General features: G+C 71.5%; 18 protein-coding genes and 1 pseudogene. 10 read left to right on the forward strand and 9 right to left on the reverse strand.

The window, feature by feature from the left end:
- Positions 1-133 precede the first annotated feature (133 nt).
- Complete coding sequence (locus ACWC2T_RS19670) at positions 134-1,684, forward strand: MFS transporter (protein ID WP_450671607.1); 1,551 nt, start codon at positions 134-136, stop codon at positions 1,682-1,684.
- A 35-nt stretch (positions 1,685-1,719) separates the two neighbouring features.
- Here the strand turns inward: ACWC2T_RS19670 and ACWC2T_RS19675 are convergent, their stop codons facing one another.
- Entirely contained in the window at positions 1,720-2,229 is a 510-nt protein-coding gene (locus ACWC2T_RS19675; protein ID WP_450671608.1) for a MarR family winged helix-turn-helix transcriptional regulator, read from the reverse strand.
- Between the two features lie 109 nt (positions 2,230-2,338).
- Between ACWC2T_RS19675 and ACWC2T_RS19680 the strand changes: the two genes are divergently transcribed.
- Positions 2,339-3,130 carry a dioxygenase family protein gene (locus tag ACWC2T_RS19680; RefSeq protein WP_450671609.1) on the forward strand — a complete coding sequence of 264 codons (792 nt, stop codon included), beginning with the start codon at positions 2,339-2,341 and terminating at the stop codon, positions 3,128-3,130.
- Position 3,131: 1 nt separating this feature from the next.
- On the opposite strand, the gene ACWC2T_RS19685 is transcribed toward ACWC2T_RS19680, so the two are convergent.
- Positions 3,132-3,650, reverse strand: coding sequence for an N-acetyltransferase family protein (locus ACWC2T_RS19685; RefSeq protein WP_450671610.1), 519 nt, complete (start codon positions 3,648-3,650; stop codon positions 3,132-3,134).
- Positions 3,651-3,838: 188 nt separating this feature from the next.
- Here ACWC2T_RS19685 and ACWC2T_RS19690 point away from each other — a divergent pair, with 188 nt between their 5' ends.
- Complete coding sequence (locus tag ACWC2T_RS19690; protein WP_450671611.1) at positions 3,839-4,837, forward strand: sigma-70 family RNA polymerase sigma factor; 999 nt, start codon at positions 3,839-3,841, stop codon at positions 4,835-4,837.
- Between the two features lie 712 nt (positions 4,838-5,549).
- A pseudogene (locus ACWC2T_RS19695) lies at positions 5,550-6,089 on the forward strand (TetR/AcrR family transcriptional regulator); the annotation flags it as partial.
- A 490-nt stretch (positions 6,090-6,579) separates the two neighbouring features.
- Here the strand turns inward: ACWC2T_RS19695 and ACWC2T_RS19700 are convergent.
- The gene (locus tag ACWC2T_RS19700; RefSeq protein ID WP_450671612.1) at positions 6,580-7,557 is read right to left on the reverse strand and encodes a helix-turn-helix transcriptional regulator; all 978 of its coding nucleotides are present in this window, start codon (positions 7,555-7,557) and stop codon (positions 6,580-6,582) included.
- 62 nt (positions 7,558-7,619) lie between these two features.
- On the opposite strand from ACWC2T_RS19700, the gene ACWC2T_RS19705 reads away from it, so the two are divergent.
- The 5 genes from ACWC2T_RS19705 to ACWC2T_RS19725 all read left to right on the forward strand — a co-directional run bounded on the left by ACWC2T_RS19705 (position 7,620) and on the right by ACWC2T_RS19725 (position 14,003).
- A complete protein-coding gene (locus ACWC2T_RS19705) occupies positions 7,620-9,137 on the forward strand; it encodes an MFS transporter (RefSeq protein WP_450671613.1) in 1,518 nt (505 codons plus the stop codon).
- A 251-nt stretch (positions 9,138-9,388) separates the two neighbouring features.
- On the forward strand, positions 9,389-10,150 hold the full coding sequence (locus ACWC2T_RS19710; RefSeq protein ID WP_450671614.1) for a DeoR/GlpR family DNA-binding transcription regulator: 762 nt from the start codon (positions 9,389-9,391) through the stop codon (positions 10,148-10,150).
- Positions 10,147-11,094 (forward strand): 1-phosphofructokinase, encoded by a 948-nt coding sequence (gene pfkB, locus ACWC2T_RS19715; RefSeq protein ID WP_450671615.1) that lies wholly within the window; start codon positions 10,147-10,149, stop codon positions 11,092-11,094. The genes ACWC2T_RS19710 and pfkB overlap by 4 nt, the downstream gene beginning before the upstream one ends.
- Before the next feature lie 286 nt (positions 11,095-11,380).
- Positions 11,381-13,633: a PTS fructose transporter subunit IIABC gene (locus ACWC2T_RS19720; protein WP_450671616.1), complete on the forward strand. Its 2,253-nt coding sequence runs from the start codon at positions 11,381-11,383 to the stop codon at positions 13,631-13,633.
- A 118-nt stretch (positions 13,634-13,751) separates the two neighbouring features.
- Positions 13,752-14,003, forward strand: coding sequence for a hypothetical protein (locus ACWC2T_RS19725; protein ID WP_450671617.1), 252 nt, complete (start codon positions 13,752-13,754; stop codon positions 14,001-14,003).
- 36 nt (positions 14,004-14,039) lie between these two features.
- Here ACWC2T_RS19725 and ACWC2T_RS19730 read toward each other — a convergent pair whose 3' ends face one another.
- The 4 genes from ACWC2T_RS19730 to ACWC2T_RS19745 all read right to left on the reverse strand — a co-directional run bounded on the left by ACWC2T_RS19730 (position 14,040) and on the right by ACWC2T_RS19745 (position 18,691).
- Positions 14,040-14,786 (reverse strand): DUF6227 family protein, encoded by a 747-nt coding sequence (locus ACWC2T_RS19730; RefSeq protein ID WP_450671618.1) that lies wholly within the window; start codon positions 14,784-14,786, stop codon positions 14,040-14,042.
- Between the two features lie 157 nt (positions 14,787-14,943).
- Positions 14,944-16,161 carry a L,D-transpeptidase gene (locus ACWC2T_RS19735; protein ID WP_450671633.1) on the reverse strand — a complete coding sequence of 406 codons (1,218 nt, stop codon included), beginning with the start codon at positions 16,159-16,161 and terminating at the stop codon, positions 14,944-14,946.
- Between the two features lie 219 nt (positions 16,162-16,380).
- Positions 16,381-17,406, reverse strand: coding sequence for a P1 family peptidase (locus tag ACWC2T_RS19740; RefSeq protein ID WP_450671619.1), 1,026 nt, complete (start codon positions 17,404-17,406; stop codon positions 16,381-16,383).
- A 46-nt stretch (positions 17,407-17,452) separates the two neighbouring features.
- Positions 17,453-18,691: a low temperature requirement protein A gene (locus ACWC2T_RS19745; RefSeq protein ID WP_450671620.1), complete on the reverse strand. Its 1,239-nt coding sequence runs from the start codon at positions 18,689-18,691 to the stop codon at positions 17,453-17,455.
- A 137-nt stretch (positions 18,692-18,828) separates the two neighbouring features.
- On the opposite strand from ACWC2T_RS19745, the gene ACWC2T_RS19750 reads away from it, so the two are divergent.
- The gene (locus ACWC2T_RS19750) at positions 18,829-19,005 is read left to right on the forward strand and encodes a hypothetical protein (RefSeq protein WP_450671621.1); all 177 of its coding nucleotides are present in this window, start codon (positions 18,829-18,831) and stop codon (positions 19,003-19,005) included.
- 19 nt (positions 19,006-19,024) lie between these two features.
- Here the strand turns inward: ACWC2T_RS19750 and mscL are convergent, their stop codons facing one another.
- Together mscL and ACWC2T_RS19760 are read right to left on the reverse strand one after the other, a co-directional pair.
- Entirely contained in the window at positions 19,025-19,480 is a 456-nt protein-coding gene (gene mscL, locus ACWC2T_RS19755; RefSeq protein WP_450671622.1) for a large conductance mechanosensitive channel protein MscL, read from the reverse strand.
- A 138-nt stretch (positions 19,481-19,618) separates the two neighbouring features.
- Positions 19,619-20,215 (reverse strand): hypothetical protein, encoded by a 597-nt coding sequence (locus ACWC2T_RS19760; RefSeq protein ID WP_450671634.1) that lies wholly within the window; start codon positions 20,213-20,215, stop codon positions 19,619-19,621.
- Between the last annotated feature and the right edge of the window lie 104 nt (positions 20,216-20,319).

A 20,319-nucleotide genomic window follows, 5' to 3' on the forward strand; every position in this document is an offset into this window, starting at 1 on the left:
TGGCCGTACGCCCGACCTGCCGGCCAGTCACCGTCGACGAGCCGCGCTGTTCGCCTGCCCGTTTCTCCTCCTGTCCGTCTCGCTGTCTCTCCTTTCTCGTTTTCCGTCACGAAGTCCCGAAGTGGGTACCTCCATGTCCGAAACAGCCAGCAAGGCTCCCGGCGCCACCGCGCCGACCGGCGTCGCCGCACCTGCCGGCGACGCCAACCGCTGGAAGGCGCTCGTGTTCATCGCGCTCGCCCAGCTGATGGTCGTCCTCGACGCCACCATCGTGAACATCGCCCTGCCGTCCGCCCAGAGCGACCTCGGCATATCCGACGGCAACCGGCAGTGGGTCGTCACGGCCTACGCCCTCGCCTTCGGTGGTCTGCTGCTCTTCGGCGGCCGGATCGCCGACAAGTGGGGCCGCAAGCGCGCCTTCGTCACCGGCCTGGCCGGTTTCGCCCTCGCCTCCGCGCTGGGCGGTGCCGCCACCTCCGGCCCGATGATGTTCGGTGCCCGTGCCCTCCAGGGCGTCTTCGGCGCCCTGCTCGCCCCGGCCGCGCTGTCGCTGCTCGCCGTGATGTTCACGGACGCCAGGGAGCGCGCCAAGGCGTTCGGCATCTACGGCGCCATCGCGGGCGGCGGCGGTGCCGTCGGCTTCATCCTCGGCGGCGTGCTCACCGAGTACCTGAACTGGCGCTGGACGTTCTTCGTCAACGTCCCGTTCGCGGTGGTCGCCGCGCTCGGCGCGTACTTCGTCATCCGCGAGCCGGAGGGCGGCCGCAACCGCAACCCGCTCGACCTCCCCGGCGTGCTCCTGTCCACCCTCGGCCTGGTCTCCCTGGTGTACGGCTTCACCCGCGCCGAGTCCGACGGCTGGGGCGACACCACGACCATCGGCCTGTTCGTCGCCTCCGCGGTACTGCTGATCGCGTTCGTTGTCACCGAGACGCGGGTCAAGGCCCCGCTGCTGCCGCTGCGCGTGGTCACCGACCGCAACCGCGGCGGTATCTACCTCTCCCTCGGCATCGCGATCATCGCGATGTTCGGCACCTTCCTCTTCCTGACCTACTACCTCCAGGTCGTGAAGGGCTTCTCGCCGATCAAGACCGGCTTCGCCTTCCTGCCGATGATCGCGGGCATGATGATCGGCTCCACCCAGATCGGCACCCGTCTGATGACGCGGCTCCCCGCCCGGCTGCTGATGGGTCCCGGCTTCCTGGTGGCCTCCGTCGGCATGCTGCTGATGACCCAGCTGGAGATCGGCTCGTCGTACGTCTCGACGATCCTGCCGGCGATGCTGCTGCTCGGCCTCGGCATGGGTACGGCGTTCATGCCGGCCATGTCGCTGGCCACGCTCGGCGTCGAGCCCCGGGACGCCGGTGTCGCCTCCGCGATGGTCAACACCTCGCAGCAGGTGGGCGGCGCCATCGGCACGGCCCTGCTGAACACGATCGCCGCGTCCGCGACGACGTCGTACATCAAGGACCACGCCGCCACCGCCGCCTCCAAGCCCCAGCTGCTCCAGCTGGAGGGCATGGTGCACGGCTACACCAACGCCATCTGGTTCGCCGTCGGCATGCTGGTGCTGGCCGCGGTGATCGTGGTGACCTTCGTCAACGCCGGCAAGCCGGAAGCCACCGCCGTGGCCTCGGGGGACGGCGCGGAGGACGAGGTGCCGGTGCCGGTGGTGGCCCACTGAGCGCCCGTACGGTGATGCACGCCTAGTACGGTGATTTAGCGGAGCCAGGGCAGGTCCGCACCCGCTTCGTTGGGCTGGAGGCCCTCGGCGATGATCTCCATGATCTCGCCGAGGGCCTTCTGCTGCTGGGGGCTGAGCCGGTCGAACATCGCCTGCCGTACGGCGGCCACATGGCCGGGCGCGGTGCGCGCGAGCACCTCGGCGCCCTCGTCGGTGAGCACCGCGAACTGGCCGCGCTTGTCCGAGGGACAGTCCTCGCGGCGCACCCAGCCGTTCTTCTCCAGCCGCGCGATCGCGTGCGACAGTCGGGAGCGGGTGATCTTCGCCTGCATCGCCAGCTCGGTCATCCGCAGCCGGCGGCGCGGGGCCTCGGCGAGGCCGACGAGCAGGCCGTAGTAGATGTGCGGCATGCCCGCGTCGCGCTGCAGCTGCCGGTCGAGGTGGTCCTCCAGCAGGGTGGTGGCGTGCAGGTAGGCGCGCCAGACGCGCTGTTCCTCGTCGGTGAGCCAGCGGGGCTGCGCGGCGGAGTCGGGTGCCGTGTTCATGTGTCCCACTGTACGAGGCACCTTCTTGAAACTTGAACAAGTCGGGCGTATCGTTGCCGCATAGAGCTTGAGAGTTAAAGCATCTGGATCGACTGCTGGAGCCGCCGCCATGTCCGCCACCGCCCGGGAGCGCATGCCCGCCCTGTACCTCAGCCACGGCGCCCCGCCGCTCGCCGACGACCCCGTCTGGCCCGGCCAGCTCGCCGCCTGGTCCGCGGGCCTGCCCCGGCCCAGGGCGATCCTCATGGTCTCCGCCCACTGGGAGGAGGCGCCCCTCGCGCTGGGCGCGGTCGAGACCGTCCCGCTCGTCTACGACTTCTGGGGCTTCCCCGAGCACTACTACCGGGTGCAGTACGCCGCCCCGGGCGCCCCCGAGCTCGCCGAGTCCGTCCGCAAGCTGCTGCGCGCCCCCGGCACCCCCGTCCAGGACATCCCGGACCGCGGCCTCGACCACGGCGCCTACGTCCCCCTGGTCGAGATGTTCCCGGCCGCCGACATCCCCGTCCTGCAGATATCCATGCCCACCCTCGACCCGGTACGTCTGATGGACATCGGGCGCAGGCTCGCCCCGCTGCGCGACGAGGGTGTGCTGATCGTCGGCTCCGGCTTCTTCACCCACAACCTCGCCGCCCTGCGCCACGCGGGAAGCGGCGTGCCCAGCTGGTCCTCCGAGTTCGACGACTGGGGCCGCCGCGCCCTCCAGGCCCGCGACTGGGACGCCCTGCTGGACTTCCTGAACAAGGCCCCGGCCGGCCGCTACGCCCACCCGCGCACCGAACACTTCGCTCCGCTCTTCGTCACCATGGGCGCGGCGGAGGCGGGGGGCGAGCTGGACGCGCAGAAGTCGGTCATCGACGGGTTCTGGATGGGAATGGCGAAGCGGTCGGTGCAGTTCGGGTGAGCTACAGCTGTTTCTCGTACCAGGCCACGTCCCAGTAGCGGCCGAACTTGCGGCCGACCTCGCGGTACGTGCCGACGTACCGGAAGCCGAAGCGGGCGTGCAGTCGCTCGGAGGCCTCGTTGGGCTGGGCGATCCCGGCGTAGGCGCGGTGCACGTCCTCGTCGGCCAGCGCCTTGAAGAGGGCCTCGTAGAGCAGCGTGCCGATGCCGCGCCGGCCGGCGTCGGGGGCCACGTACACCGAGACCTCCACGGACGTCACGTACGCGGGCTTCGGCCGGTAAGGGCCGGATGTGGCGTACCCGAGAATCTCCTGTGACTCCGCGTCCGTGGCAACCATCAGGCGGTGCGGGCCGTCTTCCGGGTGGGAGAGCAGCCAAGGGCGGCGCTCTTCAGAAGTGAAGATCGCGGTATCGAATGTGATCGCTGTCTCACGTACATAGTGGTTGTAGATCGCCGTGAGGGCGTCGAGATCACTCTCGATCCCCGGCCTGACCTGCACCTCTGTACGTTGCGTCGGCATCTGGCCTCCCGTGTGGCGGACAGGGTACTGCATGATCAGAAAAATTGGGGGGCGGGTTGGGAATTCTGTCCGGATTCCAGTCGTTGTTTCCCACGGATGCAGGGCACTCGGAGAGAGTCGCCAGAGACACTCCCCCGATGCCGAGCGTTCAGGACCACCCGCCAGCCCACCATCGCAAGGGAGCACGCATGGCAACCCGTGCCGTCGCCCGTCGTCAGTCCGCCACCGGCGAGACGGCCGACTCGGCAAGCAGTGTTCGCGCTCACGGCGGCGAGATCGCGGATCGCGACCTGGTCGGCATGTACCTCGACGAGATCGCGCGTACGCCGCTGCTCGACGCCGCAAAGGAGGTCGAGCTGTCCCAGACCATCGAGGCGGGTGTCTTCGCGCAGCAGATCCTCGACGGTGAGGAGGAGTCGGCGTCGGACGCCTCCCGCGAGGAACTCCAGGCGCTGGTCGCCGCCGGTGAGCGGGCGAAGGACATCTTCATCCGTTCCAACCTCCGCCTGGTCGTGGCCGTGGCCCGACGCTACCCGCGCAGCGGCCTGCCCCTGCTCGACCTGATCCAGGAGGGCAACGCCGGTCTGGTGCGCGCGGTCGAGAAGTTCGACTACCGCAAGGGCTTCAAGTTCTCGACGTACGCCACCTGGTGGATCCGGCAGGCCATCACCCGCTCCATCGCCGACCAGTCGCGCACGATCCGGCTCCCCGTCCACCTGGTGGAGGAGCTGGGCCGCATCCGCCGCGTACAGCGCGAGTTCAACCGGGAGAACGGCCGCGACCCGGAGCCCGCGGAGATCGCCGCGGAGCTCGGTGCCACGCCGGAGCGCGTCATCGACGTCCTCGACTGGGCCCGTGACCCGGTCTCGCTGAACATGTCGGTGGACGACGAGGGCGAGACCCAGTTCGGCGACCTGCTGGAGGACACCTCGGCGGTCAGCCCCGAGCAGTCCGTCCTGACCCTGCTGCGCAGCGAGGAACTGGACGACCTGATCGGCCGTCTGGACCAGCGCACGGCCTCCATCATCAAGATGCGGTACGGCATCGAGGACGGCCGCGAGCGCACCCTGACCGAGGTCGGCAAGGAGCACGGCCTGACCCGCGAACGCATCCGCCAGATCGAGAAGCACGCCCTGCTCGAACTGAAGAAGCTGGCCCGCCAGACCGGCTTCGACGCGGCGGCGTAAGGGGGGTTCCGCCGCGTGCCGGCCGGTGTGTGTGGCGGTGCCGTCAGGGGTGCCTGTGGGGGCGTGGGCTGTGGCGGGGCGCGGTGCCGCCGCGCGGCGGTGCGCACAGTGTGGCGCCTGTGGGCGTACGGTGCCTGGGGGGAGCGCACGCCGGTGGCGGAAGACGGCGCAAACATGGCGCTGTCCCCTCGCTTCAACCCCCGGGTCCGCGGGAACAACCCTTCCGGGCCCCACAGCAGCCAGGCCCCTAAGCCGCACTCCCCACGCACCGTACGGACCGGCCGACCCCACGCGCCCACCCGCACGACCGAGCCACACAGCCAGGTCCCGACGCACATCCCCCCCGGCGCCGGGACCTTCCCCGCCGGGCCTCGGCACCCATCCCCCCCGGGTGTCGAGGCCCGGCTTCTTCCGTGTCTGTGGGCAACTTCCCGATTCGGGTAACTTCCCGATTCGGTCCGGGCGTTCCCATCAGGCCACCGCCCGCGTGTTGACGGGGATCAGCAGGTGGCGACCGGGGGCCGGCCTGCCCGACAGACGGGGGCACACCGGGTGACGCGGTCCGCGACGGCGGCATCCGCTTTCCGGGCGGTGGGACGCCGGGGCGGCGGTGGGGCGGTGGGACATCCTGGAACGACGGCCCACCCCGTACCTGAACCCCGGGGTGGACCGTCGGATGGCAGATTCTGCCACACGGGCATAGCCTGCCGGGATGAGCACCACCCCGAGGCCCACCCCGAGCACCACCTCCAGCACCGACCCCGGCACCGACCCCGGCACCACTCACCAGTCGTTTTCCGCCTCCGCCTCCGCACCGCTCTCGCTGACCGAACGCCGGAAGGCCGAGACCCGGACGGAGATCGCCCGGGCGGCGGCCGCCCTGTTCGTCCGCCAGGGGCTGCGGGCCACCCGCGCCGAGGACATCGCTCAGGCCGCGGGCATCGCGCCGCGCACCTTCTACCGCTACTTCGCCACCAAGGAGGAAGCGGTCGCCCCCCTCTATGCGGCAGGCGCCCAGCGCTGGGCCGAGGCGGTCCGCTCGGCCCCGGCCCACCTCGGCGTACCCGAGGCCCTGGAGCACGCCGTACAGCACACCCTCACCCCCGGCCTCGGTGTCTCGGCGGCGTCCTGGGAATGGGTCCGCACCCTGATCCGCCTGGCCGACGCCAGTCCCGCCCTGCGCAAGGTCTGGGCCGAGGTCTGCCAGACGTCTGAGCAGACCCTGGCCGTGATCCTGGCGAACCGGCTCGCGTCAACCGGCGCTCAGCGCGGTGAAGTCGGAGCCGACGGGAGCGGCGCGGCCGACGCACCCGAAGGGCACGGAACCGGTGAGGGGCATGACGGGCACGCGGGGCACGACGGGCACGCGGGGCCTGGCGGGCGCGGTGGGCATGACCGGCTCGGTGGGCGCGAGGGTCGTGACGGGCGGGGCGGTCGCGAGGGCCATGGCGGGCGGGGTGGTCGCGAAGATCGTGACGGACGGGGTGGCCATGAGAGGCATGACGGGCGCGACGACATCGCCCTGGGGCTGGGGTCCATGCCCCCCGCACCGGTCACCCCCGGCCTTCGCTTCGCCGCGGCCGTCGCCGGCGCCGCCGTCCGCGTGGCCGTGGAGTGCTGGGCGGCCTCCACCGCCCCGCCCACCGGCCCGGACGGCCCCGCGGCCCTCGCGCTGCGCAACCTCGCGTCCTTGCGGCACTTCGGGTGGGGCCGGGCGGAGGGCCAGGGCACCACCTGAGGGCTCACTGCCCCGGATCATCCGCCCCGGCCCGGCTCAGCCGACCCCCCAACTCCCGCACCTGCTCCCTCAGTTCGCCAGGTTCCCGCACCGTGAACTCGTACCCCGTCATCGCCAGCCGCACCGCCAGCCACTCCGCGGGACCGCCGGAGGTGCCCCGCAGCACACAACCGCCCTCGCCGTCGTCCTCCGGCTCCCCGAGCCACGCCGGCAGGCGTGCGGAGACCTGCTGCGCCGGCGCGGCGAACCGCACCGCGAACTCGTACGTCTCCTGCCGGCGGTGGATGGACCGGCGCAGGTACTCCGCCGCGCTGCCGGTCGGCAACTCCCGTGGCGCGAAGCGGACTCCGGTCGCGAACGGCCGGCTCACCCGGTCCACCCGGAAGGTCCGCCAGTCGGCGCGGTCGAGGTCGTAGGCGACGAGGTACCACCGGCGCCCGGTCGACACCAGCCGATGCGGCTCGGTCAGCCGCCGTGACTCGCTGCCGTCCTTGTCGCGGTAGGCGAACCGCAGCCGCTCGTGCCCCGCCACCGTCGAGGCCATCACGGTCAGCGTCTCCGGCGCGATGGTCGGCCCGTCCCCGCTGGTCAGCGGTGTCGTCGCGGCCTGCAGGGTGGACACCCGGTGGCGCAGGCGGGCGGGCAGCACCTGCTCCAGCTTGGCCAGGGCCCGTACCGATGCCTCGTCCACGCCCTGCACCGCGTGCCCGGCACCGGCCCGCAGGCCCACCGCGATCGCCACCGCCTCCTCGTCGTCCAGCACCAGCGGCGGCAGCGCCTTGCCGGCGACCAGCCGATAACCCCCGTCGGCTCCTTTGCTGGCCTGCACGGGATATCCCAGCTCGCGCAGCCGCTCGATGTCGCGTCGCACGGTTCGCCGGGACACCCTGAGCCGCTCGGCCAGCTCACCGCCCGGCCATTCCCGGGGCGTCTGGAGGAGCGAGAGAAGCTGCAGCAGCCGTGCCGGTGTGTCCGTCGTCATACCCTCGAGCATGCCCGACCACTAGGACATGTTCTGACCTAATCGGGTCCTAGCTTGAGTGCATGACCTCCACGGAACAGACCCTCAGTGCTCAGCCGGCGGGCAGTGACCGCCGCCGCTGGTTCGCCCTGACCATCGTCATGACCGCAGCCTTCATGGACCTGGTCGACGTGACGATCGTCAACATCGCCATCCCGTCCATCCAGCGGAGCGCCCACGCGTCGGTCAGCCAGATCCAGTGGATAACCGCCGGCTACGCCCTGGCCTTCGCCGCGGCGCTCATCACCGGCGGACGTCTCGGCGACATCCATGGCCGCAAGCGGCTGTTCCTGATCGGTATCGGCGGCTTCACCCTCGCCTCCGCCCTGTGCGGCTTCGCCGCGAACCCGGAGATGCTGGTCGCCTCCCGGATCCTGCAGGGCGGTATGGCGGCGATGATGGTGCCGCAGGTGCTGTCGATCGTGCACGCCACCTTTCCGGCGCACGAACGCGGCAAGGTGTTCGGTCTGTTCGGCGCGGTCGTCGGCCTGGGCGCGGTCTCCGGACCGCTGCTCGGCGCACTTCTGACGGAGTGGAACCTGTTCGGCCTCGAATGGCGGCCCATCTTCCTCATCAACCTCCCCGTCGGCGTCCTGGCCTGGATACTCGGACGCCGGTTCATCACCGAATCGAAGGCCCCCAGGGCGCTGAAGCTGGACCTCGTCGGTGTCGCCCTGGTCTCGCTGGGCCTGCTGATGCTGCTCTACCCGCTCACCCGCGGCCGTGAGCTGGGCTGGCCGCTGTGGGGCCACCTCTGCATGGCCGGCGCCCTCGTCGTCTTCGCGGCGCTGGTGTCGTACGAAAAACGGAAGGCGGCCAGGGACGGTTCCCCGCTCATCGAGTTGTCCCTCTTCCGGGTGAAGAGCTTCGCCGCGGGCATCGCCGTACAGACCGTTTTCGGTGTCGCCCTCGGCATCTTCTTCCTGGTCTGGACGCTGTACATGCAGATCGGCCTGGGCTGGAGCCCGCTGCGGGCCGGGCTGACCGGTGTGCCGTTCTCCCTCGCGGTGTCGACGGCGGCCGGGATGTCGGTGCAGAAGCTGGTCCCGAGGTTCGGGCGGAAGGTGCTCCAGGCGGGCGCCCTGGTCATGGCCGCGGGCGTCCTGCTCTACCTGTGGGAGGCACACCGGTACGGTCTCGCCATCGCCTCCTGGCAGATGGCCCTGCCGCTGGTCGTGATGGGCGCCGGGATGGGGCTGATCGTCGCCCCGCTGACCGACGCGGTGCTGGCGGAGGTGCCGCGCGAGCACGCCGGGTCCGCGTCCGGGCTGATCAACACGGTGCAGCAGATGGGCAACGCGCTCGGCCTCGGGCTCGTGTCCGTGGTCTTCTTCGGTGAGATCGGCGACCGGCTGACCCCGGCTCAGGTGGGCCCCGCCTTCGTGCACGCCTTCCAGCACGCGCTGTGGTGGGTCGCCGGGATCATGGGTGCGATCTTCCTGCTGATGTCGGCCCTGCCGAAGCGTCCCGCACAGCATGGGGAGGAAACGCCGGAGGTGGACCTGCCGGCGGTGGACAAGGAACCCGAGCTGGTGCCCTGACCGGGCACGACGAGGGCCCGGCACCTGACAGGTGCCGGGCCTCTCTGCTGTTCCGGACACAACCGGAGCTCTTCCGGACTCAGCCGGAGCTGTTCCGGACTCAGCCGGAAGCCCGATCATGCCCGATTGAAGTCTGAACCTGTTTACTTTCCGGAAATCCCGGCGTAGCCTCGCATCAAAACCACACGTTCGGGCATTGCCCGGAAGCGAACGGACATCAGTCAACGGGCATCGAGGCGGAGGCCAACGACATGTACGCACCGGAACGGCAGCAGGAGATCCTCCGGCTCGCACGTGACGGCGGCCGGGTGGACGTGCTGTCGCTCGCCGAGGAGTTCCAGGTCACTGCGGAAACGATCCGCCGCGATCTGAAGGCCCTCGACCGCGCCGGCCTCGTCCGCCGCGTGCACGGCGGTGCCATCCCGGTCGGCCGCCTCGACTTCGAACCGGACCTCACCGAGCGCGAGTCCACCGCCGCCGACGAGAAGGACCGCATCGCCAAGGCCGCCCTCGCCGAACTGCCGACCGAGGGCACGATGATCCTCGACGCCGGTACGACGGTCGCCCGGGTCGCCGCCGCGATCCCGCTGGAGGCCTCCCTGACCGTCGTCACGCACAGCCTGCCCATCGCCGCCCGCCTGGCTGACCATCCGGGCATCCAGCTCCACCTGGTCGGGGGGCGCGTACGGCACCGAACCCGCGCCGCCGTGGACGCTTGGGCGCTCCGTGCGTACGGCGAGATCCGCGCCGACGTGCTCTTCGTGGCGGCGAACGGCTTCTCCGCCGAGCACGGCCTGACCACCCCGGACCTCGCCGAGGCCGCGGTCAAGCGGGCCGCGGTGGCCGCCGCCCGCCGCGTGGTGCTGCTGGCCGACTCCTCCAAGCACGGCCAGGAGCACTTCGCCCGATTCGGCGACCTGAGCGACGTGGACCTGCTGATCACCGACAACGGGCTGAGCCCCGAAGACGCCGCCGTCATCGAGCGCGGCGGCACGGAAGTAGTGCGCGCATGATCCTCACCGTCACCCCCAACCCCTCCCTCGACCGCACCTATGAGGTCCAGGCCCTGAAGCGCGGCGAGGTCATCCGTGCCGAGACCGAGCGCATGGACCCCGGCGGCAAGGGCGTGAACGTCTCGCGCGCCGTCGCGGCCGCCGGCCGGCGCACGGTCGCCGTTCTGCCCCTGGGTGGTGCGCCGGGGGCGCTCATCGCCGACCTGCTCGACGCGCAGGGCATCGAGGTCGCGCCGGTCCCGATCGCCGGAGCCACCCGCTCGAACATCGCGCTCGCGGAGTCCGACGGGGTGCTCACGAAGATCAACGCGCCGGGCCCGGAGCTGTCGGCGGCCGAACAGGAGCTCCTCCTGGACACCGTGCGCGAGCAGTCACGCGACGCCGACTGGATCGCGTGCTGCGGCAGCCTTCCCCAGGGGCTCGCGCCCTCGTGGTACGCCGACGTCGTCACGCGGGCGCACGCCGGAGGCGCGCGCATCGCGCTGGACACCTCGGGGCGTGCGCTGCTGGAGGCGCTGCGCGCGCGGCCCGACGTGGTGAAGCCCAACGCCGAGGAGCTCGCGGAAGCCGTCGGGCGCCCCCTGGCCACCGTGGGCGACGCGCTGAAGGCGGCCGAGGAACTGCGCGGTATGGGCGCATACGCCGTACTCGCGAGCCTGGGCGCCGACGGGCAGCTCCTCGTGGAGGACGCGGGTGCCTGGTTCGGCAGCGCCCGGGTGGACACCGTCCGCAGCAACGTCGGCGCCGGCGACTCCTCCCTCGCCGGTTTCCTGATCGCCGGCGGCAGCGGCCCCGAGGCCCTCGCCTCCGCGGTCGCCCACGGCGCCGCCGCCGTCCAGCTCCCGGGCAGCGTCATGCCGACCCCCGCCGACGTGGACCCGTCGGCGGTGACCGTCACGGCCGAGATCCCCCTCGACCGCGAACTGACGGAGCCGGTGCCGTGACTGGGCTCGCGCTCCGTGGCACCCGCCCCGGCACCCGGCACCTGGGCTCACGCCCCACGCCTGCACGCCCGGACTTCCCCACGCCACCGGCCCCCAAGCGGCGAGGCGCCCCGTTACTCGTCGCTGCCCCGGGGCGGCCCGGCCACCTGAGCCGCCACCGTTCCGCTTCGGGAAGGCGGAGTTTCCCCGACCCCGCCTCCCGCACGACCTCATCCCCCCACCGCACCCCCGTCCCCCTTTCCGCCCACCCCTCCCCCCGGGCGATACGCGTGCATAGGAGCCCGCGATGAGCGACATGATCACCGCGGACCTGGTCGACCTCGACCTGTCCGCCGACACCAAGGAAGCGGCGGCGCGCGCCCTCGCCGAGCGCATGGTGGCCCAGAGCCGGGTGACCGACCTGGAGGGCTTCCTCGCCGACGTGGCAGCCCGCGAGGCGCAGATGCCGACCGGCCTCGACGGCGGCATCGGCATCCCGCACTGCCGCAGCGCCCACGTCACCGAGCCGACCCTCGCCTTCGGCCGCAGCGCCGCCGGTATCGACTTCGGCGCCGCGGACGGCCCCGCCGACCTGATCTTCCTGATCGCGGCCCCGGCCGGCGCCGACGACGCCCACCTCACGATCCTCTCCTCACTGGCCCGCCAGCTGATGAACGCCGACTTCACCTCGGCGCTGCGCGCGGTGACCGACGCGGAGACGGCGGCGGCGCTGATCCGCGGGGACGAGACGCCCGGCACGGCGCAGGCGCCGGAGGCTTCCACGCCGGGCGCGGAAGCCGATGCGGGCGCCGGCGTGGCCGTTTCGGCGGGGCGCGAGGACGCGGAACCGGGCGCGGACGCCTCCGTGAGCGCCGGGGAAGCGCGCGCGGGCGCGAATGCCGCGGCAGGCGCTGCAGGCGCCGGCGAAGACTCCGCTGCGGCGCCGGTGGCGGCCTCCGCCGGCGCCGCAGCGGGCACCATGGCCCCGGCACCGGGCGCGGCCGCCGAGAGTGGATCCGCCCCGGCGCCGGGTGCCACCGGCACCGGTGACCGACCCTTCCGTATCGTCGCCGTCACCTCCTGCCCGACCGGCATCGCGCACACGTACATGGCGGCCGAGTCCCTGGAGAACGCGGGACGCGAGGCGGGCGTCGAACTCGTCGTCGAGACACAGGGCTCGGCCGGTTTCACCCGGCTGGATCCGGCGGTGATCGCGGCGGCGGACGCCGTGATCTTCGCGCACGACATCCCCGTACGCGACAAGGACCGCTTCGCCGGCAAGCCGACCGTCGACGTCGGGGTGAAGGCGGGCATCAACCGCCCCGCGGAGCTCATCACGGAGGTGCGCGCGAAGGCGGCGCGCGGTGAGACCAGTGCGCCGGCACCCGCTGCGGGCGGCACGCCGGTCGAGCGTGCGGGCGACTCCACCGAGGGCTACGGCACCAAGCTCCGCAAGTGGCTGATGAGCGGCGTGAGTTACATGGTTCCGTTCGTCGCCGCGGGCGGCCTCCTCATCGCCCTGGGCTTCGCGATCGGCGGCTACAAGATCAACAAGGCGCCGTCGGTGATGGACCACTTCGTGTGGACCCAGGCCGACAGCTGGGGCGCCCTGCTGTTCCAGATCGGCGTCGTCTCCTTCGGCTTCCTGGTGCCGGTCCTGGCCGGCTACATCGCCTACGGCATGGCCGACCGGCCCGGTCTGGTCCCCGGCTTCGTGGGCGGAGCGATCTCGGTGACCATCAACGCGGGCTTCCTCGGCGGCCTGGTGGCCGGTCTGATCGCCGGTGGCGTGGTGCTGTCCATCCAGAGGGTGCGCATCCCCCCGGCGCTGCGCGGCATCATGCCGGTGGTGGTGATCCCGCTGATCTCCTCGGCGATCGTCGGATTCCTGATGTTCGTCGTGGTCGGCAAGCCCATCGCCACCGCCCAGAAGGGCCTCACCGACTGGCTGAACGGCCTCACCGGCACCAACGCGATCCTGCTCGGCGCCCTGCTCGGCCTGATGATGTGCTTCGACCTGGGCGGCCCGGTCAACAAGGTCGCCTACACCTTCGCCACCGCCGGCATCGCGGTCGCGAACCCCAGCGACTCGGCGATGAAGATCATGGCCGCGGTGATGGCGGCCGGCATGGTCCCGCCCCTGGCCATGGCCCTCGCCACCACCGTGCGCGGCAGGCTGTTCACGCAGACCGAGCGCGAGAACGGCAAGGCAGCCTGGGTCCTGGGCGCCTCCTTCATCTCCGAGGGCGCGATCCCGTTCGCGGCGGCCGACCCGCTGCGCGTGATCCCCTCGGCGATGATCGGCGGCGCACTCACCGGCGCCCTGTCGATGGCCTTCGGCGCCACCCTGCGCGCCCCGCACGGCGGCATCTTCGTGGTCCCGCTGATCGGCAACCCGTTCCTGTACCTCATCGCCATCGCGGCCGGCGTCTGCGCCACCACCGCGCTGGTCGTCCTCCTCAAGGGCATGCGCAAGCAGAACCCGGAGACCACGGCCACCGGCCCCGCCGCGAACGCGGCCACCGCGACGAAGGAGACCAAGCAGCCCGTGGCGGCCTGACCACCACACGACCCCGCCGCGTCTTGTCCCTTTAGTTCGCTGTGAGTTGTTCACGGCACCTGCGAGATACGTCACGGTCCGGGACCAAAGTCCCGGACCGTGGTGTGTACTGGGGCCTATGCCAGAGTATGTCTCGAGTCTCCAGTTGGCGGGCGCCGCCGCCCTCACCCTGGCCGGCCTGGTCTGGGCGATCGTCGTCATACGCCTGCTGCGCCGCTTCCGCGCGGCGGCCCTGCGAGAGCTCCCGGCTGCTCACCTCCCGCTCCTCCCGCCCCAACGGCAGGCCGGTCCCGCGCTGGAGAAGGTGGAACTGACCCCCGCGGAACAGGACGCCTTCGCCGGACTGATACGGCGACTCGGCGATCACTGACCGGACAGGGCCGCCGGCCGCCCCGCGGCCCGCGCACTAGCCCTGCCGCGCCGCGCGCCGCTCCATGGCGTCCCGGGCCGCGTCCTCCGACATGTACACCTCGCACATGTGCCGGCCGTCCGGCGTCGCCGTGTGCTCCACCTCCCACAGGGAGAGCTCACTGCCGTCCGGCAGCAGGAACGCGTGCTCGTAGAGCGCGTAGCTCAGTCCCGCGCGCCCGGCACGCCCGGGGCGCCCGAACGCCTGCGTGATCCCGTGCGCCGTCGCCGTCGCCAGCAGTGCCGCCGTCTGCGCACCGGGCCGGTCCGGATTCTCCGCACGGCGCAGCAGCCGGCGCGCGTGGTCCGCCGAGTCGTCCGAGGCGAACACGTGCCGGGGCTCCGGGATCGCCCACAGCCGCATCAGCGCGGGCAGCTCGAACTCCGGCGTGGCCGGTGGCATTCCGAGCCGTGCCGTGGCCGCCTGCAGCTCCTCCTCGTCGACGTACACCTCGCTCTCCGGGGCGCCGCCCGGCGTGGGGTTGTGGACGAGCTCCCACAGCGTGAGCGCGGAGCCGTCGGCGAGCAGCCAGGTGTGCCGGTACGTCTCCCGGTGCAGCCCCGTGCTGTGGTACGCGGAGTGCAGCGAACTGGCGTGCGCCAGCGCGCAGTCGAGCCGCCGTATCACCTCGTCGGGCAGCTCGAAGGAGTTCAGGGCACGGCCGAGGAGTCGCTCGAGATGCTCCTCAGGAGACTCGGGCGACTCGGCTGGTTCGTACGCTGCCGTCTCGTACGGAACGCTCAAGACATCTCCCGGCGTTGCTGCATGTCACCTTGTGGGTGCATACCGTAGCCCCTCGGTCGGACATCATGTCCGGGAACCGAGAAAACGTACGCCGGGAAAACGCGCGGGCCGCGCGAGAAGTTCCCGCGCGGCCCCACGTGGCGTCAAAAACCGCCGCTCAGGCGGCACTTCCGGCGGTCCAGGCGCTCCATGACATGTTCCAGTCGTTGAGGCCGTTGTCCGGTGCGACCGTGCTGTCGGGGGAGTTCTTCACGATCACGACGTCCCCGAGGAGCGAGTTGTCGAAGAACCACCTGGCCGGCGTGGCACTCTGCCCGCCCTGGACGTCCGCGAGCCCGACGCAGCCATGGCTGGTGCCCTCCCGCCCGAAGGGCGGATTGCCCGTGTTGTACCAGTAGTTGCCGTGGATGAAGGTGCCGGAGTCCGTCAGGCGCATCGCGTGCGGCACGTCCGGAATGTTGTACGCGTTGCCGAGTCCCACCGTCCGGCTGTCCATGGGGGTCTGGGTGAACTTCTCGGAGATCACCATCTGACCGTTGTACGTGGTGTGGTCCGGGCTGCCGGTGGAGATCGGAATCGTCTTGATCGTCCTGCCGTCCCGCACCACGGTCATGGTCTGCGTGCCGGCGTCGACCGTGGAGACCTGCGACCGCCCGATGGTGAAGGAGACGGTCTTGTTCTGCACCCCGTAGACGCCGTCCGCGCCCCGGACCCCGTCCAGCGCGATCTTCATCGTGACCCTGGAGCCGGCCTTCCAGTACTCCTGCGGCCGGAAGTCCAGCCGCCGGTCCCCGAACCAGTGCCCGACCACCTGCTGACCGCTGCTGGAGTCGACCGTGATGTGCGACTGCACGGCCTTCTTGTCGGTGATCGACTTGTCGAACGTGAACGACACCGGCATGCCCACCCCGACCGTGGTGCCGTTGTCCGGGGTGTAGGTGCCGACGAAGCTGTTCGCCGTCGTGACGGTGGTGAAGATGGACTTGGTCGCCGTGGTGCGCCCGCCGGCGTCCTTCGCGGTCGCGTCTATCTCGTACTTCGTCCCGCGCTCCAACTGCTGCTTCGGCTTCCAGCTGCTGCCGTCCGGCGCTGTCACCCCGGCCACGGCCTGTCCCGTCCCCGCCACGGTCATCTTCACGTCGGTCAGCCTGCCGCCGCTGACCTTCACGCCGGTCGCGTTGATGGACGCCCCGGTCGAACCGTCCTTGGCCGAGATCACGATCTGCGCCGTCGGCGTCCTGGGGGAGTTCTTGCCGCCCTTGCCGTCGTCGGTGGCGCTCGCGTCGCCACCGCAAGCGGTCAGGGTGAGGCTGCCGACCATCAGGGCGGCACAGGCCCCCAGTACGCGCCGCGCTGCAATGTCCGGCGATGTCACGGGCTGCTCCAGGTTCATGTGATGTGCGTGATCCGTTCCAGTGCGTGGGGAAAGAGGGCGCCGACGCCCGGAAGGGTTCCCCTCGTTTCCCACGAACGCGATCACGTGACAGAACCGCGACATTTCAACTCTGACGGGGGGGGTCCCTCCCGGCCTCCCCTCGCCCCCGCCTCCCCCCTCCCTCCCCCCGGCCCCACCCCACCCCACCCCGCCCCACCCCTACCTCACCCCGTACAACTCCCCGTACGACGGCCACACTCCACCTGGCCCGTCGACCGACTCGGCGGCGCGCACACCCCGCACGATCGCGCGCGTCACGGCATCCGCACCGGCGGCGAGGATGGCGTTGAGCTCCAGCGGATGCCCGGCGAGAGCGCGCGCCCCGGTCGAGAGCGCGAACACCGTGTCGCCGTCGTTCATGAGGTGCACCGGCCGTACGGCGCGCGCGATCCCGTCGTGCGCCGTGCCCGCCAGCTTCTGCGCCTGCGCCTTGGAGAGGTTCGCGTCGGTCGCGACCACCGCCAGCGTCGTGTTGAGCGGAGGCGGCGCATGCGTGGCCGCGGTTTCGGCGAGGCGCCGGCGCGCGGCCTCGTGCACGCGCTCCTCGGGATACTCCACCCGCCCCTGGCACAACTCCCCGTACAACGCCCCCGTCCCGGGCTCGATCACCGACCCCGCGGCGTTCACGACCACCAGCGCGGCCACGGTGATCCCCGAGTCGAGCACCGTGCTCGCGGTGCCCACGCCGCCCTTGACCGGCCCCGCCACGGCGCCCGTCCCGGCCCCCACGCAGCCCTCCGCCACCCGGGCGCCCGGTGTACTCGCTGCCGCGGCCTCCACCGCCGCGCGCCCCGTCGCGGCATCCGGCCGGGCGCGGAAGTCGCCTCCGCGCCCCAGGTCGAAGACGCACGCGGCGGGCACGACCGGGACGACGTGCGCCGGGTCCGGCCCCACCCGCACCCCGCGCTGCCGCTCCTCCAGCCAGGCCATCACGCCGGACGCCGCGTCGAGCCCGTACGCGCTGCCACCGGTCAGCACGACCGCGTCGACCCGCTGCACCACGTTGCGCGGGTCGAGCGCGTCGGTCTCCCTGGTACCGGGGCCGCCGCCGCGCACGTCCACGGCGACGACCGCGCCGCCCTCCGGAGCGAGCACGACCGTGGTACCGCTGAGCCAGCCGTCCCCGCTGCGGGTGGCGTGCCCCACCCGCACCCCGGCGACGTCCGTGATTGCGTCAACTGTCATGGCGGCCAGTCTCGCCCGTCCAGGCGTCTTTGAGGACTCAGAGGACTCAGCCGGCCGCAGCGGTGGCGCTCGCCGCACGGTCCCGGCGGACCATGCGCGCCGTCAGCGTCACCCCGGCCGCGATCGCCGCCGAGCACACCAGCCCCGCCGCGAGCACCGTCCAGTCGCCGAGGAAGGTGCAGCAGATCACCAGCAGCGCCGTGACCGGCAGTACCAGTTGCTGGGCGATGCCGACCTTGAAGTGCCGCGAGTGGAGTGCCCAGACGGTGAGCAGATACAGCGCCGTGGGCAGCGTCACGGCTGCCGACGCGGACAGCGTGGAGATCTGGGTCCTGCCCACCGCGTGCTCCACGGTCACCTCCAGGCCGGCGCCGATCGCCGCGGCGGAGGAGAAGATCAGGTAGTGGCCGTAACCCCACAGGAACGCCTGACCGCTGGTGCGCAGGTGGCCGTGGATGGGCACCACGAAGTAGATCCACCACGCGGAGAAGACGATCAGGAGCCCGCCCGCCGCGATCGGCAGCAGCTCGCCCAGTGCGTTGTGCTCGTCGAAGGCCCCCTTGACGGCGACGGTCGCCGCGGCGACCGTCTCGCCGAGCACGATGATGGTGAACAGGCCGTACCGCTCGGCGATGTGGTGCGGATGCCAGGAGGTCGCGTAGTCCTTCTCGGCGAACAGCGGCACGCACATCTCCGCGATCGCCATCACCAGGAACACCCAGGGCCGCGCGGGGCCGGGCAGCAGCAACAGTCCGAGCCAGCCGACCTGGCACAGGAGCACGCCGCACGCGTACCGCAACGCCAGCGTTCTCTCGGCGCTCTCGGCCGATCTCGCGGCTCTCAGCCACTGCGTGGCCATGGCCAGCCGCATGATCACGTAGCCGATCCAGACCACCAGGTAGTCGTGCTGCTGGAAGGCCCGGGAGATGCCGGCGGCCAGCACCAGGACGCCGGCGATCTGCACCAGGGTGACGACCCGGTAGAGCGCGTCGTCGTTGTCGTACGCCGAGGCGAACCAGGTGAAGTTCATCCACGCCCACCAGATGGCGAAGAACTGCATCGCGTAGTTGAGGATTCCGTCGCCCGCGTGCCCCGCGGCGACGGAGTGCACCAGTTGCCCGCCCGCCTGCGCGATCGCCACGACGAAGCACAGGTCGAAGAAGAGCTCCAGCGGCGAGGAGACCCGGTGCGCCTCGTCGCGCCCGCGCGCGACGAGCCGTCGCAGCGGTCCGGAGGACTGGGGTGCGCCCGAGGAAGCGGGGGCCGGAGCGGAACTCGACGTCATGCCTCTCAGCACACCAGAAAAGCCGCTGGAAGGCCTTGCGAAGGCACTGGCGGACAGGGAACGCAGGCACAGGCGGCTCGCCCGGCGGGGATGCCGGACGCGCGTGGGCGCGTGCACCGGGGCCGTACCCTTGTGGCATGCGCACCGCCCCCGAATCCGAGCCCCGTGACCCGAAGCCCGCGCTGGTCTTCGACGACCCGCTGGACCAGCAGTCCTCGGACGACACCGACCGCGGGTGGGGCGAGCGCACGGACGGCGACAGCGCCGCCGACCTGAAGCGCTTCCTCGACGAGAAGCCGCCCCACCACCTCTGAGCCGTCCGCAGCGGCGCCGCTAGCGCTCGTCGTGTCCCGGTCCACGCTGCGCGACCAGCGCGTCGCGGATCTCCTTGAGCACCTCCAGCTCGGTCACCTCGATGACCTCCTTGGTGCCCTCCCGCGCCGCCTTGCGGGCCGACTGCCGCGCCAGGTACTTCGCCATCGGCAGGACCATCAGGAAGTACACCACCGCCGCGGTGATCAGGAAGTTCAGTGCGGAACCGAGGACGGAGCCCCACATCAGCCGGATGCCCTGCGTCCCATGGCAGGAGTTCAGGCACGAGCTGTAGTTGTCCAGGTTCTGCGTGCCGATCGCACCCACGACCGGGTTGATGACCCCCTTGACCACCGAGTTCACGATGTTCGTGAAGGCCGCGCCGATGACCACCGCGACTGCCAGATCGACGACGTTGCCGCGCATCAGGAAGGCCTTGAAGCCCTGCCAGACGCTCGGTTCCTTCTTCTCGCTCACCTCGGGGACTCTCCTCGCATGCGCAGGGTGTGGAACGAAACGCTCCGCAACCTACGACACGGTCCCGCCATCGTGTCCAGTCCCGTCGGTCGATCGAGCGACTTGACAGCAGGCCACGGAGAAAGCGTCCGAGTCGGTTCAGCACAGTGTCACCGCCAGGCGTGCCGTGGCGCTCGCACCGACGAGCCGCGCCGCCGTGTCACGCGGCACCGACAGCACGACCAGCGCCCCGTTCCCGGCCCCGTCCTGAAGCGGCTCGGGAACCTCGGTCACCCGGACACCGCGCGCCAGCACTCGTGCGACGCCCCCGGCCGACGGATCACCGGCGGCGATGACGTCGACGCGGTCGCCGGGCCGTAGCAGCCGGACGGTGGCCGCGTCGGCGATCCGTACCGGCGCCGTCACCACGTCCACCGCCGCGTGCCGGCGTACGGGCACGGTGACCGGGTGGTTCCGGGCCTGTTCCGCACGATGCGGTGCGGCCCCCGTGCGCGGCCCGGCGGCGACGAGCGCGGCCGCGGTCACCGCGAGGCCGGCCGCGACGGCCCGCCTGCGGTGCCGTACCAGCCGCTGCAGCTGATACCGCCCGCCGCGCACCCGCACCGGCGGGAACTGCGGGACCTCACAGGTCGCCGGGGCGTCCGTGCCCAGCGGACGGGGAAGCCGGAGGGGAGGCGGAAAAGAGGGCGAGGAGGGACGGGGCGAGGGATTCGGGGACGACGAGGACCAAGGCACGGGGATCACCGCCTGCGACGAGGAATTCGGTTTGCGAGCCCACGATGAGGCCTCGCGCCGAATCCCGCCGGAGCCGGTGGATCACCAACGGAATGTGGACAACT

The organism is Streptomyces sp. NPDC001393, assembly GCF_053597455.1.

Excerpts from the sequence above, each read along its gene's own strand:
- ACWC2T_RS19670 (WP_450671607.1), top strand. The coding sequence starts at position 134 with ATGTCCGAAACAGCCAGCAAGGCTCCCGGCGCCACCGCGCCGACCGGC.
- ACWC2T_RS19675 (WP_450671608.1), bottom strand. The coding sequence starts at position 2,229 with ATGAACACGGCACCCGACTCCGCCGCGCAGCCCCGCTGGCTCACCGAC.
- ACWC2T_RS19680 (WP_450671609.1), top strand. The coding sequence starts at position 2,339 with ATGTCCGCCACCGCCCGGGAGCGCATGCCCGCCCTGTACCTCAGCCAC.
- ACWC2T_RS19685 (WP_450671610.1), bottom strand. The coding sequence starts at position 3,650 with ATGCCGACGCAACGTACAGAGGTGCAGGTCAGGCCGGGGATCGAGAGT.
- ACWC2T_RS19690 (WP_450671611.1), top strand. The coding sequence starts at position 3,839 with ATGGCAACCCGTGCCGTCGCCCGTCGTCAGTCCGCCACCGGCGAGACG.
- ACWC2T_RS19700 (WP_450671612.1), bottom strand. The coding sequence starts at position 7,557 with ATGACGACGGACACACCGGCACGGCTGCTGCAGCTTCTCTCGCTCCTC.
- ACWC2T_RS19705 (WP_450671613.1), top strand. The coding sequence starts at position 7,620 with ATGACCTCCACGGAACAGACCCTCAGTGCTCAGCCGGCGGGCAGTGAC.
- ACWC2T_RS19710 (WP_450671614.1), top strand. The coding sequence starts at position 9,389 with ATGTACGCACCGGAACGGCAGCAGGAGATCCTCCGGCTCGCACGTGAC.
- pfkB (WP_450671615.1), top strand. The coding sequence starts at position 10,147 with ATGATCCTCACCGTCACCCCCAACCCCTCCCTCGACCGCACCTATGAG.
- ACWC2T_RS19720 (WP_450671616.1), top strand. The coding sequence starts at position 11,381 with ATGAGCGACATGATCACCGCGGACCTGGTCGACCTCGACCTGTCCGCC.
- ACWC2T_RS19725 (WP_450671617.1), top strand. The coding sequence starts at position 13,752 with ATGCCAGAGTATGTCTCGAGTCTCCAGTTGGCGGGCGCCGCCGCCCTC.
- ACWC2T_RS19740 (WP_450671619.1), bottom strand. The coding sequence starts at position 17,406 with ATGACAGTTGACGCAATCACGGACGTCGCCGGGGTGCGGGTGGGGCAC.
- ACWC2T_RS19745 (WP_450671620.1), bottom strand. The coding sequence starts at position 18,691 with ATGACGTCGAGTTCCGCTCCGGCCCCCGCTTCCTCGGGCGCACCCCAG.
- ACWC2T_RS19750 (WP_450671621.1), top strand. The coding sequence starts at position 18,829 with ATGCGCACCGCCCCCGAATCCGAGCCCCGTGACCCGAAGCCCGCGCTG.